This is a genomic window from Streptomyces sp. NPDC051364, from assembly GCF_040682115.1.
Lineage (GTDB): Bacteria > Actinomycetota > Actinomycetes > Streptomycetales > Streptomycetaceae > Streptomyces.
Genome location: NZ_JBFBAH010000001.1, coordinates 506,760 through 521,790, shown reverse-complemented (window position 1 = coordinate 521,790; position 15,031 = coordinate 506,760). Strand labels below are relative to the sequence as shown.

Below are 15,031 nucleotides of genomic sequence, written 5' to 3'. Positions count from 1 at the left end.
AGCAGGGCCGGGCAGAGATGAACTGCCAGGCAGCAGTCCACGCATTACCCGTAGTTGCAGTGCGCAGAACGGTGCGGTGGTGGAGTTCCGAAGCCAGGGCTGGTGCAGGACGGCGACGGTACTGACGACCGGACCGGGTGGCCCGCAGTAATCAGGGGCCACCACGAGCAGTACCCAGCAGTGAGTCAGTGAGCAGCACCTCGGTGAAGGCGTCGACTGCGGGCGCGCGCACCGGGAAGTTCGGCAGTGGGGTTCCAAGCCAGAGCAGACGCACGACGGGCGACGGGGCTGGCTGCCGGAGCGGCGCTAGGTCAGGCCACGAGCAGTACAAGCGGTTAGCAGTACGCAGTACCAGCAGTACCAGCAGTAAGCATCACCATCAGTACGCAGTTCCCGCTTGGTAAGTAGTTGATCACCGAGGGAAGAACGGAGGAGCTTAGCGCCATCAGGATCGCCCGGGCTGGCAGTTCGAAGCCCGGGTACCGCAGGACATCGTTAGTGAGGTGGTCTCCGGTCAAGCAACCGCGATCCCCGCACCCCGATCACGCATGAGTCGGGTCTGCGACCACAGAAGGCCGGCGCAGTATGAGGGCCGGCAGATGGTGTATTAGTTCCTTCGGGGCCCTGGTGCCATAGGCACCAGGGCCCCTCCACGCGTTCCAGAGAGAGGTTCAATGACAGCAGACGACTCGTTCGGCCGTCTCGACGACGACGACTACCCCGCCTACACCATGGGCCGGGCCGCAGCGATGGTAGGCACCACCCAAGGTTTTCTCCGCGCCCTGGGCGAGGCCCGCCTCATCACCCCGCTCCGCTCGGACGGCGGTCACCGCCGCTACTCCCGCTACCAGCTGCGCATCGCTGCCCGCGCCCGCGAACTCGTCGACCACGGCACCCCGATCGACGCCGCCTGCCGCATCATCATCCTCGAAGACCAACTCGAAGAAGCCCAACGCATCAACGCCGAATACCGCCGCGCCGGCGGATCTTCCGCTCCACCGGCTTCGACCTGAGGTAAGCGAGCCACCAGATGTGCGGTCCGTCGCAAACGGTCAACGACCACCCTGCGAGAGCCCCACCCGGATCAGGGACTACGTGCGGTCGGACGGCACGCCGGTCAGAGCCCATCTCCGGCTCCCGGCGGGTGCCCGGCGGGAGACCGCCTGGGGGGTCAGCGGCCCCAACGCAGTGCTGCCGTCTGCACCGGCGCGTCCCACAGCCGCAGCATTTCCTCGTCGGCCTGGCACAGTGTCACCGAGCACCCCGCCATGTCCAACGAGGTGACGTAGTTCCCCACGAGGGTGCGGGCCACCGGGACGCCCCGAGCCGCCAGCACCCGGGCCACCTCCGCGTGGAAGCCGTACAGCTCCAGCAGCGGCGTCGCGCCCATCCCGTTCACCAGGGCCAGTACCGGCCCGTCGACAGGGGCCGCGTTCGCCATGTCGTCCAGCACGGAACCCACCGCGACCTCCGCGATCTTCCCCGCCGGCATCATCGGGCGCCGCTCCCGGCCCGGCTCCCCGTGGATCCCGATGCCCAGCTCCAGCTCGCCGTCCGGCAGATCGAAGGTGGGACTGCCCTTGGCGGGGGTGGTGCAGGCGCTCAGCGCCACGCCGAAGCTGCCCGAGGCCTCGTTGACCCGCCGGGCGACTGCGGCGACCTGCTCCAGCGGCGCGCCCTCCTCCGCCGCCGCCCCGGCGATCTTCTCGACGAAGAGCGTGGCCCCCGTGCCGCGACGCCCGGCGGTGTAGAGGCTGTCGGTCACGGCGACGTCGTCGTTGACCAGCACCCGCTCGACCCGGATGCCGTCCTCCTCGGCGAGCTCGGCGGCCATGTCGAAGTTCAGTACGTCCCCGGTGTAATTCTTGACGACGAACAGCACCCCCTGGCCGGAGTCCACGGCCTTGGCCGCCCGCACCATCTGGTCGGGCACGGGGGAAGTGAACACCTCGCCCGGACAGGCGGCGGACAGCATTCCGTGTCCGACGAAGCCGGCGTGCAAGGGCTCATGTCCGGAGCCGCCACCGGATACGAGACCGACCCGCCCGCCCTGCCGCGCGTCCCGCCGTACGACGACCCGGGCGTCGGCGTCCACGTCCAGTTCCGGGTGGGCCGCGGCCAGCCCTCGCAGGGCGTCCGCGACCACGGTCTGCGGAGTGTTGATCAACATCTTCATCGTGTGCCTCCCGGTCGGAGCCGGCGGTTGAGCGGCCCGGCGCCGTCACGGAGCACCGAGCGCCGCGCGCCGGACAGGCGCGTCAGCGAGGGCACGCCATACGAACAGTGTGCTGCCACGCCGCGGACATCCGCGAGAACTCGGGCGACCGCCTCGGAGAAGGATCGAGGAACCCGAAGCGGGCACCGGCCTCCGCGGGACCGGACCGCCCTCGCCTTTCCGGTACGGGCGACTCGTCTTACGCTGAACCGGGGGGCTCGGGGCAGTCGAATGCCGGTCTTCGGACCGGCGGGAAGCGGGCACCCATGAAGGAGCGCCTCAAAGCATCAGGGCTGGTCGGCGAACTGTCGGCGGAATTCGCAGGCACCATGATCCTTATTCTCTTCGGCTGTGGTGTCGTGGCCCAGGTGGTAGCCGGCGGAGCCCTGACGGACCCGGCGGGCGGCCTCGGAAACCACGACAGCATCGCCTGGGCCTGGGGTCTCGGCGTGACCCTGGGCGTCTACGTTGCGGCAAGGCTGAGCGGCGCCCACCTCAATCCCGCGGTGACCGTCGCCCTGGCCACCTTCAAGGGCTTCCCGTGGAGCAGGGTGGCCCCCTACGCACTGGCCCAGCTCGCCGGAGCCTTCGTTGCCGCCCTGATCGTCCGCTGGAACTACACCGAGGCGCTGGCGAAGGCCGACCCCGGCCACACCATCAAGACGCAGGGTGTCTTCTCCACGCTCCCGGCCAACGGAAACCCGAACCTGCCGGTGACGGAGTGGGGCGCACTGCGCGACCAGATCATCGGCACCGCGATCCTGCTCCTGCTGATCTTCGCGGTCACGGACCTGCTCAGCACGCCTCCCGGCGCCAACCTGGCCCCGTTCATCGTCGGCCTGATCGTCGTGGCGATCGGTATGGCATGGGGCACCAACGCCGGGTACGCGATCAACCCGGCCCGTGACCTCGGCCCCCGTCTGGCCAGCTTCCTCACCGGATACGGCACGGCATGGAGAGATCAGTACGGCAACTTCTACTTCTGGGTGCCGATCATCGGCCCGTTCATCGGCGGTGTGCTGGGAGCGGGTATCTACAAGTTGCTCATCGGCCGGTTCCTGCCGACCGCCGAACCGGAGCCTCCCGGACGCGTCCCGGCACCGGACGAGAGCTGACCTGATCCTGGGCGGGCGGACACCGCCCGTCCCGTCCCGGACGACGGCCCCACACGGCATCCCAAGAGGAGGCGGCACCCCATGGCTGACTTCGTCGGCGCAGTGGACCAGGGGACCACGAGCACCCGTTTCATGATCTTCGACCACGCCGGCAACGAGGTGGCGCGGCACCAGCTGGAGCACTCCCAGATCCTCCCGCGCTCGGGGTGGGTCGAACACGACCCGGTGGAGATCTGGGAACGCACCAACTCGGTGATCCAGAACGCCCTCCGGCACGGAAACCTCGACGCCTCCGACCTGGCGGCCGTCGGCATCACCAACCAGCGCGAGACGACCGTCGTCTGGGACCCCCGCACCGGCCGCCCGTACTACAACGCCATCGTCTGGCAGGACACCCGTACCGACTCCATCGCCGCTGCACTGGAGCGCGGCGGCCAGGGCGACGTCATCCGCCGTAAAGCGGGGCTGCCACCGGCCACCTACTTCTCCGGCGGCAAGATCCAATGGATCCTGGAGAACGTCGACGGCGTGCGGGAGGCCGCCGAGCAGGGCCACGCCCTCTTCGGCAACACCGACTGCTGGGTGTTGTGGAACCTCACCGGTGGACCCGACGGCGGCGTCCACGCCACCGACGTCACCAACGCCAGCCGCACCATGCTCATGGACCTGGAGACCCTCGACTGGGACGACGAACTGCTCGGCTTCTTCGGCGTACCCCGGGCCATGCTGCCCACCATCAACCCTTCCTCCCACCCGGAGGCGTACGGACAGACCCGCACCTCCCGGCCGCTGCGCGAGGCCATTCCCATCACCGGTGTCCTCGGCGACCAGCAGGCGGCCACCGTCGGGCAGGTCTGCTACGCGCCCGGCGAGGCGAAGAACACGTACGGAACCGGCAACTTCCTGGTGCTCAACACCGGGACGGAGCTGGTCCGCTCGCAGCACGGCCTCCTGACCACCGTGGCGTACCAGTTCGGCGACACCCCCGCGATCTACGCCCTCGAAGGATCCATCGCGGTCACCGGATCCGCCGTGCAATGGCTGCGCGACCAGCTGAAGATCATCGGCGACGCCGCCGAGAGCGAGCGTCTGGCAAGGACCGTCGAGGACAGCGGCGGCATCTACTTCGTGCCCGCCTTCTCCGGCCTGTTCGCCCCGTACTGGCGCTCCGACGCCCGCGGCGCGATCGTCGGTCTGGCCCGCTACCACGACAACGGACACCTGGCGCGGGCCACCCTGGAGGCCATCTGCTACCAGAGCCGCGACGTGGTGGAAGCCATGGAGCAGGACTCCGGCGTCCACCTCGACGTGCTCAAGGTCGACGGCGGAGTCACGGCCAACGACCTGTGCATGCAGACCCAGGCCGATGTCCTCGGCGTACCGGTCAGCCGTCCCGTAGTCGCCGAGACCACAGCCCTCGGCGCCGCCTATGCGGCCGGGCTCGCCACCGGTTTCTGGCGCGACACGGACGAACTGCGCACCCACTGGCAGGAGTCCAAGCGCTGGATGCCCGAGTGGTCGGAGGAACGGCGCGCGGAAGGGTACGAGGGCTGGAAGCGGGCGGTGGAGCGCACGCTCGACTGGGCCAAGGTCGAATAGGTTCCGGCCGCGCGCGCCCGCAGCACTGAGGAGGAGACCATGGTCGATCCGGTGGCCCTCTCACCCCAAGCCCGCACACAGGCCCTCGCCGACATGGGACAGGGCGAACTCGACGTCCTCGTCGTCGGAGGCGGCGTCGTCGGCAGCGGGGCCGCCCTGGACGCTGCCACCCGGGGCCTGAGCGTCGGACTCGTCGAAGCCCGCGACTGGGCCTCGGGTACGTCCAGCCGCTCCAGCAAACTCATCCACGGCGGCCTGCGCTACCTGGAGATGCTCGACTTCCGCCTCGTCGCCGAAGCACTCAAGGAACGGGGCCTCCTGCTCCGGTTCCTCGCCCCCCACCTGGTACGTCCGGTGCCGTTCCTCTACCCCCTGCAACACCGCGTCACGGAGCGCCCGTACGTCGGCAGCGGCGTGCTGCTGTACGACGCGATGGCCCGGGCCTCCGGCACCTCCGGAGGCCTGCCCCACCACCGCCACCTGAGCAGGCACCGGGCCCTGCGCGAGGCGCCTGCCCTGCGCTCCGACGCCCTGGTGGGCGCCATCCAGTACTGGGACGCCCAGGTCGACGACGCCCGGCACACCCTGTTCCTCGCCCGTACGGCCGCCTCGTACGGGGCACTGACCGCCAACCGCACCCGCGTCAGCCGCTTCCTGCGACAGGGCGAGCGGGTGGTCGGCGCCGTCGTCACGGACCTGGAGAGCGGCGACGAGACGGAGGTGCGGGCCAAGCAGGTCATCAACGCGACCGGAGTGTGGACGGACGACACCCAGGCCATGGCCGGCACCCGCGGCCAGTTCCACGTCCGCGCCTCCAAGGGCGTCCACCTGCTCGTCCCCCGTGACCGCATCAACTCCCGCACCGGTCTGATCCTGCGCACCGAGAAGAGCGTGCTGTTCGTCATCCCCTGGGGCCGGCACTGGATCATCGGGACCACCGACACGGACTGGACACTCGACAAGGCCCACCCCGCCCTCAGCTCCAAGGACGTCACTTACCTGCTGGAACACGTCAACAGCGTCCTGGCCACCCCCCTGGTCCCCGAGGACGTCGAGGGCGTCTACGCCGGCCTGCGCCCCCTGCTGTCCGGCGAGGCTGCGGAGACCAGCAAGCTGTCCCGGGAGCACCTCGTCGCCCATCCTGTGCCCGGACTCGTCGTGGTGGCGGGCGGCAAGTACACCACGTACCGGGTGATGGCCAAGGACGCGGTCGACGAGGCCGCCCGCGCCCTGGACGAGAAGGTCCCCGACTGCGTCACGCACCGCGTTCCGCTGCTGGGCGCCGACGGCTACCCGGCGCTGTGGAACGCGCGGCACCGGCTTGCCGAACGCTCCGGGCTCCATGTCGCCCGCATCGAGCACCTCCTGAACCGCTACGGCTCCCTGGCGCCCGAACTGCTCGCCCTGGTGGCGGCCGACCCCGCGCTCGGCGAGGCACTGCCGAGCTCCGACGACTACCTGAGGGTCGAGGCCGTGTACGCGGTGACCCACGAGGGAGCCCGCCACCTGGAGGACGTCCTCGCCCGGCGCACCCGGATCTCCATCGAGTCCTGGGACCGCGGGGTGGACGCGGCGCCGACCGTGGCCCAGCTGATGGCGCCCCACCTGGGATGGGACCGGGCGCACCGGGACCGCGAGGTCGACCACTACCTCAAGCGCGTGGCCGCCGAACGCGAGGCCCAGCAGCAGCCGGACGACCGGACCGCCGACGCGGTGCGGCTCGGCGCCCCCGACATCATCCCGGTGAACTGAACGGCCGCACGCGGGGGCCCGCCACGGCGGACGCCGGCCCCTCGCGCCGGCGGACGCCTGCCACACGGCATCTGATCGATCCGCTTGCGGACGCAATCCCCTGCGATAGCCGCCTGCGGGTGGCCTCAACTCATCGGCCAAGCCCGACCTCGACGTCGTCGGCGAGGCCGCCGACGGCGCTGAGGTGCTTCCCATGGTCGAACGGCTACGCCCCGACGTCGTACTGATGGACGTGCGAATGCCTGATGTGGACGGCATCGAGGCGACCAGGCGACTGCGGTCCGCCCAGAGCCTCGTCCAGGTCAGTCTTCTCGGCGTGTGCCAGGGCGTGTGCCAGTAGGAACTGGTAAGCAGCGGCCGGCAAAGGGGAAGGGCGTCATCCGTGTGCCTCGCTTCGCGGTCGACATGATGCAGACCGCCGCTGTGCGTGTCAGCGTGATCCGAGAGGAATCCGTACCCCACGCATCAAGAGGAGTCGGCGTCATGGACGGTTCGCAGGAGAAGCGTCAGGAGCCGGGCAAGGGCCGCGAGGCGCAGGAACACCATCGCCGCCCCGGAGACCCCGCGCAGCCCCAGCCGGGCAGGCAGTCCCGCGAGAAGGGACAGAAGCCCGGCCAGAAGGAGGCCTCGCGCCGCCGCGAGGACGACCTGCTGCGCGAAGAGGACCTGCACGACGAGGGGCTCTGACCAGCGCACCACACACCCGGAGCCCGGCCGGTCCACCGTCACGATGAGGACGGTGTCGTCGCCGACCGGGTCGGAGTCGAGGTGCACGACCTGGCCGTCGATGACCGGGCGGGCCGGGAGGCCGTTCCAGGCGGACGCGTCCACGCCCACCCGGGTGATCGGCCCGCATCGCGCGAAAAGGCCCTGATGCCGGAGATACGCCACGGGCATACCATGGCAAGTAGGTCAATGCACTCTCACGTGCGGCGACCGGAAGGGCGGCCCCGGCGTGTGAATGTGCCGGGGTCGTTGTGGCACCGTCGCTCGTAGCAGTCGGGGCACCGCTCCGATTGCGAGGCCTCAACCCGAGATTCATGGAGGCCGCCCCAGTCAGCTCCGCCGGTCCGCGTGCGCGGCGCGTCGACCCGGGCTTCGGCAGTCGCGAGACTTGATCGCCAACCGCCACCCGGCGAGACTCTCGGCTGCATTCCGGCAGGAATTCCTGTCCCTGCTCTCCGGGTCCGGACCGACAGCGAAATGCCCGCGGCGCGGGGTGTCGCACCGCCCTCGTCCTCCAGAGATCGCGAGACTTGATCGCCGGCGACCGCCGGCCGTACGCGACCACCTGATGTAGGGGATGTTGTGGCAGGACAGGTCATTCCGCACGACGTACTGGGCACCGGCTCCGAACGATCCCTCCTACTGCACAACTGGTTCGGCGACCGGTCGAGCTTCGACCCGATGCGCGAGTACTTGAACGGGGACGCGTTCAGCTACGCGTTTGTGGACTGCCGCGGGTACGGCGAGGCGATCGACTCCGACGGCGCGTTCACGATGGACGAGGTCGCCGAGGACGCCTTGGCCGTAGCCGACCATCTGGGCTGGGAATCCTTCTCGGTCATCGGCCACTCCATGGGCGGCAAGGCGGCCCAGCTGATGCTGCTGGACGCCCCGTCGCGGATCCGCTCGATCATCGGCATCTCAGCGGTGCCCGCATCCGGCTTCCCGCTCGAAGGGGAGACCCGGGAGCTGTTCGCCGGTGCCGCGGAGAATCCGGGCAACCGCAGGGCGATCATCGACTACACCACCGGCGGGCTGCACGACGACGCCTGGCTGGATGCCATGGCCGGGCGCTCGGTGGCGCATTCGTCGGCGGCAGCCTTCCGCGCCTATCTGGACTCCTGGGCGGGCGTCGACTTCCACGAGCGGGTGAAGGACAACCCGGCCCGGGTCTTCCTCCTCGCCGGTGCGAACGACCCCGCGCTGGGGCCCGAGGCCATGCGGGCCACCTGGATGCAGTGGTACCCGAATGCCGAGCTCGAGGTGCTCCCGGACACAGGGCACTACGCGCCGGAGGAGTCCCCCGAGGCCGTCGCCGCGGCCGTCGAGCGGTACCTCGGCCGCTGAGGCTTCGGGATCAGGCCGCCGGGTCGGCGGAGCCGCCGTCCGTGGGTTCGGGTGTGGTGGCGATGAGGATCTGAGCGGCCTGGGTGATGTTGTCGGCGCGGACGGCACGGGCCATTGCTTCGCGGGCGGCTTCGGCGGTGGTGTCCGGGGGAACCACCAGCAGCGCGAAGTGGTCGTTGTGGCCGCGAGTGATGAGGACGGTGTCGTCGCCGACCGGGTCGGAGTCTAGGTGCACGACCTGACCGTCGATGACCAGGCGGGCCGGGAGGCCGTTCCAGGCGGACGCGTCCACGCCCACCCGGGTGATCGGCCCGAGATGCCCCGTCAACACGCTGATCAGCGCCGGCAGCTCGGTCTCGATGTCGCGGGTGCGCGGCCACCACGCACCGTCCAGAAGTCCCTCCCTGGACCGCGTGGTCTCCAGCCGCAGCAAGGCCGTACCCGGTTTGACCGCCTGGTGGATCTCATCCGGCAGGAGCAGCGGGGAAGGGCGGGGGATGTCGGAGTCGGCCATGTGGGTTCGCCCGCCCGTCTACGGGTGCGGCCGTACTGCGCCGCAGGTCGGCACCGGTGCCGGTGCCGGTGCCGGTCGGGCGACGTGTGCGGGCCTGTCGTCCTTTCACGGTACTCCCGCCGCCCGCTCCACCGTCCGCCGGAAAATACCTGGTCAGATCGACCATGGCCCGCCGAACAGGTGTACGGTGAGAGCACCGGGAGTACTTCGCACACCGGCTTTCATGCGGGTGTCATTTCCGGCGATCGCCTAAAAACCGGGCTGCCGACGGGCAGTCCGGGGGCAGGTCCGCATCATGACCAGCATCCTCGACCGGACCGCGCCCCGCGACCTCGCCGCAGAAGTCCCGGCTCGCTTGTCCCTCACCCCGAAGACCACGCTCGCCGGCCGGCTGGACGGGGCCTGGTGGCCCTACTCCCGCGACCTCGAAGCCGAGCTCCCACCGCTCGCCGCCGCCCTGGAGGAACCCTGGGGACGCGTCACCCGCGTCACCGTGAATCCCACCCGCTGGCCCGTCGTACCGCACACGGTTGCCGTGGACGGGCGCGTGCTGCACGTGGGCTGGTTCACCGAACAGGACCCCGACAAGCTGATCCTGCTCTCCTACACCGTCGGCCGCTGGGACCTCCTCGTCATCCCGCCCGAGACCGCACCCGCAGCTGCGGCCCGCCTGATGGCCGCCGCGGCGACCCCGGGCAGCGGCCTCACCGCTGCAGTCCTGATGGCCAATGAAACCGTCATCGGGCGCGGCATCCGCGACGCCCGCCGCCGGGAAGCCACCTGGGAGGGCGAGGGCGGGGCCTGCATGTCGCCCTTCGGAGAGCCGATGGGACGAGGCGCCCTCCCGCTGCCCGCGAAGGGCTGGAGGTGAGCTCCGTGGAGACCATCGTCCTCATCGCGGTGACCATCCTCGCGATCGCCATCGGAATGCGCTGGATCCACCTGCTCAACGCCCAGCACGACGCGCGGATCACGGCCTACCACTTCAGCGACCCCCTGCCGAGACCTCCCGGCCTGCCGGACGACACCAGTCGTCGAGCCCACCACACGGATGCCGACCGGTGAGGAACAGACCTTCCTCCGACCGGGGGCAGCGGTCGGGGCGCCACGGCGCCCCGACCCGTCGGCCTCACGCCCGCACCGAAGGGAACCACGCCCACGTGAAGTACATCGAGACCCAGACACTGCCATCGCTCGGGCACGCCGAGGTACGGATCATCGCGCACACGCCCGAAGCCGCCCGAACAGTCGCGGAGGCGCTTCGCCACTGCTTCGCGGGCACGGAACAGCGCAGCTATCCCGGCCTCGACGGCGACACCCGCCTCCATCTCACCGTGGACACTGCAACACCCGCCGGCCCCGCCCGCCCCTGGCTGGCCACCAGCAGGACCCCCGTCGGCACCGGCGCCCACTCCGACGAGGTCTGAGAGCCCCAACGGGCCCCGGAGCCCGCTCCCGCACACGAAAGGACGCGGTCATGGCCACACTGCGGGAACGCAAGACCTACCGCGAACAGGTGCTCCGGGTCCTGTACGAAGCCGTCGAAGGCAACCGGCTCCTCGGCATCACCGGAGCACAGCTGCGGCGCGACCTCCACGTACCGGAACAGGACCTGGCCGCCGCCTGCACCTACCTGGCGGGCGAAGGTCTGATCACCGTCGACTGGGAGCCTGGCAACACCCCCTCGATGGTCACCCTCACCCACGAGGGAATCCGGCGCATGGAGGCCGAGGAGGAAGAGCGCGGCTGAATCCCCTTGCACACGTGAAGGGCCTGGCACGTGGGTACCCAGTGCTTCAGTTCCGCGTCCTCCACATCGCTCTCGTGGCCGCCAGAGAGCGCAACACCTAGTGCGGTGCTCTACGGTCCGGTGCGGCGGGCCGGCGCAGGGCCAGGATCACCGTGGTGATGCCGGCGGCCAGGACGAGGATGCGGGGCATCGGCTGCATGTCGTGCGGCAGGGCACCGATGGCGACGACGGCGGCCAGGGTGAGGACCACGATCAGGGCGGCGGTGATCAGGGCGCGGGATTTCACTGTGGGGCTCCTTGGGAGGGGCGGTCCGTGAGCCGTGCGCCGGGTGAGGGCGCACGGCTCACGGAGCCGGGGGGGGTCGGTCAGGCGCGCGGAGGCTGAGGGGTGCGGGTCGGTCAGGCGCGGGAGAGGAGGCCCTCGCGCCACAGCAGGCGGACGACATCCTCGGCCACGGGCAGCTCGGCAAGGGTGAACCGGGGGCGGCCCAGGAGCTCGGCGAGAACCGGGGCGGCGGCCGCGGGGAGGGTCAGTACCCGGTCGGCCAGGTGGAGGAGGAGGTGCTTGCCGTCCTCGACGGCGCTGAGGACGATCTCGCGGTGGACCGTGAAAGCGGTGTCCGGGGTCAGGCGGTCGTCGGCCAGGCCCGCCGAGACCTGGCGCAGCGGCGCCGGGAACTCCCGGATCGCGGCCTTGCGCAGGACCGCGGCGAGCTCCTCGTCGGAGGACTCCGCGAACCAGTCGGCCAGCCCCCGGCGCAGGGCGGCCACCGCCTCGACGGCAGTCCCCGGATCGCGCACGAAGTCCGCGGGGAACGTCGTACGGCCGGGCACCTCGACGACGCGGGAGAGGAGCTCGCCCACCGCCCAGTGCTCGGTCCACGCCGTCAGGCTGAGGGTGAGGTGCAGGGAGGAGACGCCCTCGCTGCGCGCCGAGTGGACCCAGCCGCGCGGCAGCCACAGCACGTCGCCGGGCTCCAGGGTGAGGGCCTTCCACGGCTCGATGGCGTCCAGGCGCTCGGTGGTCCACTCGCCGCGCTCGCGCAGCCGGTCCCAGGACTCGTGGGCGAGGGGGGACGGGAGTACGGGCTCCCGGAGGGTCCAGACCTTCGTCCCCTCGACCTGCAGGATGAAGGAGTCGCGCGGGTCGAAGTGGGCGGCGAAGCCCTGGGACTTGGGCGGGGTGATGTACGCGTTGACGTGCACGGGGCGCGAGGTGTCGTGGGCCAGCTCGCGGGTGAAGCGGGCGAGGGGCTCGCTGTACTCCTGGAGGCCCTGCATCACCAGGGAGGCGCCTTCGGCGAGTTCGCCGGTCGTCTTGCGCACGTCCGGCGCGTCCGCGTACATGAGCGTGGCGCGGGTGTAGCGCTGGTCGGCGATCTGGGCGCCGTCGCGGATCACCCGGAAGTCGGGCAGCCGGCGGCCGGACGCCGCCAGCGAGGCGTCCAGGGCCTCCCAGCTGAACAGGTCCGCGAACCGGTCCGAGGCGCGGAACACCACTGGTTCGGCCGGGGGGTTGGCGCGGAAGGCCTCGGGATCGGCGGTCAGCCTGCCGAGCGCGCTGAAGGCCGGCCGGGAGAGGGGGGAGGTGCTGGGTGTGGTCATGCCGTCCTCGCTGCGGTCGGGAGGGGGGTGGGGACTTCGGGGCCGGCCTGGCGGGCCAGCAGGAGGTAGCTGCGCAGCTCGTCGAGCGTGCTCAGGCCGAGCCGGTTGTGGAGCATGTGGACGTGGGAGAAGACGATCCGGGCCGTGTACACCTGCTCCGGGCCGAGCTGGTGCAGAGCCGCCTCGGACAGGGCGGCCTGCCAGGCGCGCAGGGGGCCCGGCGCGGCGGCGACGCGGGCGATGAGGTCGTGGCCGTCGGCGGTGAGGCGGTCGGCCGCGAGGACGCACTCCGCCTCCAGCGCGCTCAGCGCCGCCGCCGGGTAGCCGGCCCGCCCCGCCCAGTCGTTCCAGGAGGTGGCCCCGAACGCGGTGAAAGCGGAGGCCTCGAGCACGGACGCCGCGACGGCGGTGGCCCGCAGGGCGAGCGCCGTACGCGCCCTGTCGGAGGGCCGGGTGCGCAGGAAGGCCAGGCACAGCTCGCTGGAGGTGCCGAAGAGGGCCTCGGAGACGGCGATGACGGAGGCGCCGCCGTAGCGCTCGTACTCGGGGACGTACGGGCTCTCGTACACGCCCGGCGGCATCAGGTCCCGCTCCTCCACGGGGACGCCGCCCTCCCCCGCCGTGGCCAGCCGCTGGGACTGCACGGCGAACCGGGCGGAGTCCAGGGGCTTCTCACCGGGCAGGAGCGTGTTCGCGGCGGCGAGCCGCTGCTCGACGGTGCGGGTCAGTGCGGCGGCGGCCCCGGCGGGCAGGTCGCGCACGCGCAGACGGATGTGCGGCCCGCCCTGCCAGTAACGCATGAAGAACCAGCTGCCGGACGGCACTTCGGCCATGGCCGGGCCCACCACGTCGGTGACGACCCGGTCGCCCAGCGACCGCTCGGCGGACGCGAGGTGCAGGTGCCAGGAGGTCCACGTCGTCATGTCACAACCTCAGATCCAGGGGGAGTCCGTTGAAGCGGGGGGTGCCGCTGATGACCGACAGCAGCACGGTCTCGTCGGGCGCGAGGCCCAGCGGCCGCTGGACGGCGAGCCCGTCGAAGGCGCGCGCCGGGCGGGCGTAGAGCCCGTGGGCGGCGGCGTTCAGGCACAGGCCCTGGGTGATCCAGCCCGCCACGTACTGGGCGAGGGTCCAGGCGGCCGGCCCGAGTTCGGCGACCAGCTCATGCTGGCGGACCGAGCAGAACCAGACGGCGGAGGCGTGGCGGACGTCGCAGCCGTTGCCGGGGGCCAGGTTGTAGCCGTAGTCCCGTTCCAGGGCGGCCAGGGCCCCGGGGCCGGGGCGGTGCGGCAGCAGCCGGTCTCCGGCGAGGCGGTGGACGCCGTCCTCGAAGCCGTCCGTCGCCTGGATGGCAACGGTGACGTTCACCTTCTCGGCCACCCGGCGCAGCAGTTCGCCCGGCGGCGGTACGGCAGCCCAGGCGGCGGCTCCGGTCAGGGAGCCCTCCGGGACCCGGCGCAGCCGGCCCGCCATGCCGGTGAGCCCGCGCGGCATCCGGCCGGAGCCGCGCTCCCACAGCACCTCGGCCCAGGACAGGTCCCGGGCGGCGGCGCCGCTGGCGATGGCGGGGCCCAGCGGGACGGAACCCGTGTCGCCTGCGGCGGCCTGGGCCCGGTTGACGGCCAGCAACTCGTCCAGGGACGGGTCGGGGTGGACCGGCCCTGCGGGCGGCCCGACGGCCGCGGCCGGGGCGAGCGGCTCCGCCGGGACGGGGACGCCCGCCCGGGCTGCGGAGTCCGCCAGGTCCACGGCGAGCGGCCAGCTCCACTCCCGGTCCGCGAGCCCGAGTTCGGCGAGGAGCTCGCCCGAGGCGGGCAGGGTGAGCCGCCCCTCCAGGCCGAACAGCTCCAGCGCCGCCGCCAGCGAGCGCAGCGAGATGCCCAGCTCGAGCTCGGTCAGGGTGCCGCGCAGCGGACCGTAGAAGGCCGGCAGCCGGGTGTACCGGCCGGCCAGCAGGATCCGCCGGGCGCCGCCCGTACCGGCAGAGACCGTACCGGCCAGTTCCGCCAGCGCGTGCCGGTGCACGTCGAGCACCCGGGGGCGGCCCGCGCCGGTGACGAAGGCGTGCACCGGGAAGAGGCTGCGTACGGAGGGCAGCGAGCGGTGCTCGAAGTACGGGTTGGTCAGCTCGGCCCGCTGGAGCCCGAACGCGGTGATCAGCGCCCGCTCCACCGCCCGGTCCGCCGCCTGCGGCACCCGCCCCGCCGGGAACGCGGCGAGTTCAAGCAGCTCGGTCGTGCCGTACGGCAGCGGGGCGGCGGCCCCGCTGTCCGCCCCGTCGGGGAGCGGGCCGGAGGCCTCGGCGACCTGGGCCGGGGTGGGGAACTGGGACCGGCCGGTGCCCTGCGCGTGGGCGTAGCGCAGCACGCGGCGGGACAGAGTGTCCGTCGTCATCGGGTGCGTGCCTC

General features: G+C 71.5%; 15 protein-coding genes and 2 pseudogenes. 10 read left to right on the top strand and 7 right to left on the bottom strand.

Going from position 1 to position 15,031, the window contains the following annotated elements; genetic code table 11:
• The first annotated feature begins 674 nt into the window (after positions 1-674).
• Positions 675-1,013 (top strand): MerR family transcriptional regulator, encoded by a 339-nt coding sequence (locus AB0M76_RS02545; RefSeq protein ID WP_365951141.1) that lies wholly within the window; start codon positions 675-677, stop codon positions 1,011-1,013.
• A gap of 158 nt (positions 1,014-1,171) precedes the next feature.
• Here AB0M76_RS02545 and dhaK read toward each other — a convergent pair whose 3' ends face one another.
• Entirely contained in the window at positions 1,172-2,176 is a 1,005-nt protein-coding gene (dhaK, locus tag AB0M76_RS02540) for a dihydroxyacetone kinase subunit DhaK (protein WP_365951139.1), read from the bottom strand.
• A 305-nt stretch (positions 2,177-2,481) separates the two neighbouring features.
• On the opposite strand from dhaK, the gene AB0M76_RS02535 reads away from it, so the two are divergent.
• The 4 genes and pseudogenes from AB0M76_RS02535 to AB0M76_RS02520 form a co-directional block, all read left to right on the top strand.
• A complete protein-coding gene (locus AB0M76_RS02535) occupies positions 2,482-3,330 on the top strand; it encodes an MIP/aquaporin family protein (RefSeq protein WP_365951138.1) in 849 nt (282 codons plus the stop codon).
• An 81-nt stretch (positions 3,331-3,411) separates the two neighbouring features.
• Positions 3,412-4,929 carry a glycerol kinase GlpK gene (gene glpK, locus AB0M76_RS02530; RefSeq protein WP_365951137.1) on the top strand — a complete coding sequence of 506 codons (1,518 nt, stop codon included), beginning with the start codon at positions 3,412-3,414 and terminating at the stop codon, positions 4,927-4,929.
• A 39-nt stretch (positions 4,930-4,968) separates the two neighbouring features.
• Positions 4,969-6,681 carry a glycerol-3-phosphate dehydrogenase/oxidase gene (locus tag AB0M76_RS02525; RefSeq protein ID WP_365951136.1) on the top strand — a complete coding sequence of 571 codons (1,713 nt, stop codon included), beginning with the start codon at positions 4,969-4,971 and terminating at the stop codon, positions 6,679-6,681.
• 136 nt (positions 6,682-6,817) lie between these two features.
• Positions 6,818-6,994 (top strand): annotated as a pseudogene (locus AB0M76_RS02520) (response regulator transcription factor); the annotation flags it as partial.
• Positions 6,995-7,410: 416 nt separating this feature from the next.
• Here the strand turns inward: AB0M76_RS02520 and AB0M76_RS02515 are convergent.
• Positions 7,411-7,578, bottom strand: a pseudogene (locus tag AB0M76_RS02515) (DUF5994 family protein); the annotation flags it as partial.
• Positions 7,579-7,989: 411 nt separating this feature from the next.
• Here AB0M76_RS02515 and AB0M76_RS02510 point away from each other — a divergent pair.
• Positions 7,990-8,754, top strand: coding sequence for an alpha/beta hydrolase (locus AB0M76_RS02510; RefSeq protein WP_365951135.1), 765 nt, complete (start codon positions 7,990-7,992; stop codon positions 8,752-8,754).
• A gap of 10 nt (positions 8,755-8,764) precedes the next feature.
• Here the strand turns inward: AB0M76_RS02510 and AB0M76_RS02505 are convergent, their stop codons facing one another.
• Positions 8,765-9,268: a DUF5994 family protein gene (locus AB0M76_RS02505; protein WP_365951134.1), complete on the bottom strand. Its 504-nt coding sequence runs from the start codon at positions 9,266-9,268 to the stop codon at positions 8,765-8,767.
• A 295-nt stretch (positions 9,269-9,563) separates the two neighbouring features.
• On the opposite strand from AB0M76_RS02505, the gene AB0M76_RS02500 reads away from it, so the two are divergent.
• The 4 genes from AB0M76_RS02500 to AB0M76_RS02485 all read left to right on the top strand — a co-directional run bounded on the left by AB0M76_RS02500 (position 9,564) and on the right by AB0M76_RS02485 (position 11,018).
• Entirely contained in the window at positions 9,564-10,139 is a 576-nt protein-coding gene (locus AB0M76_RS02500; RefSeq protein WP_365951133.1) for a DUF5994 family protein, read from the top strand.
• A 5-nt stretch (positions 10,140-10,144) separates the two neighbouring features.
• Complete coding sequence (locus AB0M76_RS02495; RefSeq protein WP_362630987.1) at positions 10,145-10,333, top strand: hypothetical protein; 189 nt, start codon at positions 10,145-10,147, stop codon at positions 10,331-10,333.
• Positions 10,334-10,428: 95 nt separating this feature from the next.
• Positions 10,429-10,695, top strand: coding sequence for a hypothetical protein (locus AB0M76_RS02490; protein WP_365951132.1), 267 nt, complete (start codon positions 10,429-10,431; stop codon positions 10,693-10,695).
• Between the two features lie 50 nt (positions 10,696-10,745).
• Positions 10,746-11,018 (top strand): hypothetical protein, encoded by a 273-nt coding sequence (locus tag AB0M76_RS02485; protein ID WP_365951131.1) that lies wholly within the window; start codon positions 10,746-10,748, stop codon positions 11,016-11,018.
• 97 nt (positions 11,019-11,115) lie between these two features.
• Here the strand turns inward: AB0M76_RS02485 and AB0M76_RS02480 are convergent, their stop codons facing one another.
• The 4 genes from AB0M76_RS02480 to AB0M76_RS02465 form a co-directional block, all read right to left on the bottom strand.
• Positions 11,116-11,304, bottom strand: a complete 189-nt coding sequence (locus AB0M76_RS02480) for a hypothetical protein (protein ID WP_365951130.1) — start codon at positions 11,302-11,304, stop codon at positions 11,116-11,118.
• A 113-nt stretch (positions 11,305-11,417) separates the two neighbouring features.
• Positions 11,418-12,623, bottom strand: coding sequence for a cupin domain-containing protein (locus AB0M76_RS02475; protein WP_365951129.1), 1,206 nt, complete (start codon positions 12,621-12,623; stop codon positions 11,418-11,420).
• Positions 12,620-13,546, bottom strand: coding sequence for a thiopeptide-type bacteriocin biosynthesis protein (locus AB0M76_RS02470; RefSeq protein ID WP_365951128.1), 927 nt, complete (start codon positions 13,544-13,546; stop codon positions 12,620-12,622). The genes AB0M76_RS02475 and AB0M76_RS02470 overlap by 4 nt, the downstream gene beginning before the upstream one ends.
• A gap of 1 nt (position 13,547) precedes the next feature.
• The gene (locus AB0M76_RS02465) at positions 13,548-15,017 is read right to left on the bottom strand and encodes a hypothetical protein (RefSeq protein ID WP_365951127.1); all 1,470 of its coding nucleotides are present in this window, start codon (positions 15,015-15,017) and stop codon (positions 13,548-13,550) included.
• Positions 15,018-15,031 lie beyond the last annotated feature (14 nt).

Excerpts from the sequence above, each read along its gene's own strand:
- AB0M76_RS02545 (WP_365951141.1), top strand. The coding sequence starts at position 675 with ATGACAGCAGACGACTCGTTCGGCCGTCTCGACGACGACGACTACCCC.
- dhaK (WP_365951139.1), bottom strand. The coding sequence starts at position 2,176 with ATGAAGATGTTGATCAACACTCCGCAGACCGTGGTCGCGGACGCCCTG.
- AB0M76_RS02535 (WP_365951138.1), top strand. The coding sequence starts at position 2,482 with ATGAAGGAGCGCCTCAAAGCATCAGGGCTGGTCGGCGAACTGTCGGCG.
- glpK (WP_365951137.1), top strand. The coding sequence starts at position 3,412 with ATGGCTGACTTCGTCGGCGCAGTGGACCAGGGGACCACGAGCACCCGT.
- AB0M76_RS02525 (WP_365951136.1), top strand. The coding sequence starts at position 4,969 with ATGGTCGATCCGGTGGCCCTCTCACCCCAAGCCCGCACACAGGCCCTC.
- AB0M76_RS02505 (WP_365951134.1), bottom strand. The coding sequence starts at position 9,268 with ATGGCCGACTCCGACATCCCCCGCCCTTCCCCGCTGCTCCTGCCGGAT.
- AB0M76_RS02500 (WP_365951133.1), top strand. The coding sequence starts at position 9,564 with ATGACCAGCATCCTCGACCGGACCGCGCCCCGCGACCTCGCCGCAGAA.
- AB0M76_RS02485 (WP_365951131.1), top strand. The coding sequence starts at position 10,746 with ATGGCCACACTGCGGGAACGCAAGACCTACCGCGAACAGGTGCTCCGG.
- AB0M76_RS02475 (WP_365951129.1), bottom strand. The coding sequence starts at position 12,623 with ATGACCACACCCAGCACCTCCCCCCTCTCCCGGCCGGCCTTCAGCGCG.
- AB0M76_RS02470 (WP_365951128.1), bottom strand. The coding sequence starts at position 13,546 with ATGACGACGTGGACCTCCTGGCACCTGCACCTCGCGTCCGCCGAGCGG.
- AB0M76_RS02465 (WP_365951127.1), bottom strand. The coding sequence starts at position 15,017 with ATGACGACGGACACTCTGTCCCGCCGCGTGCTGCGCTACGCCCACGCG.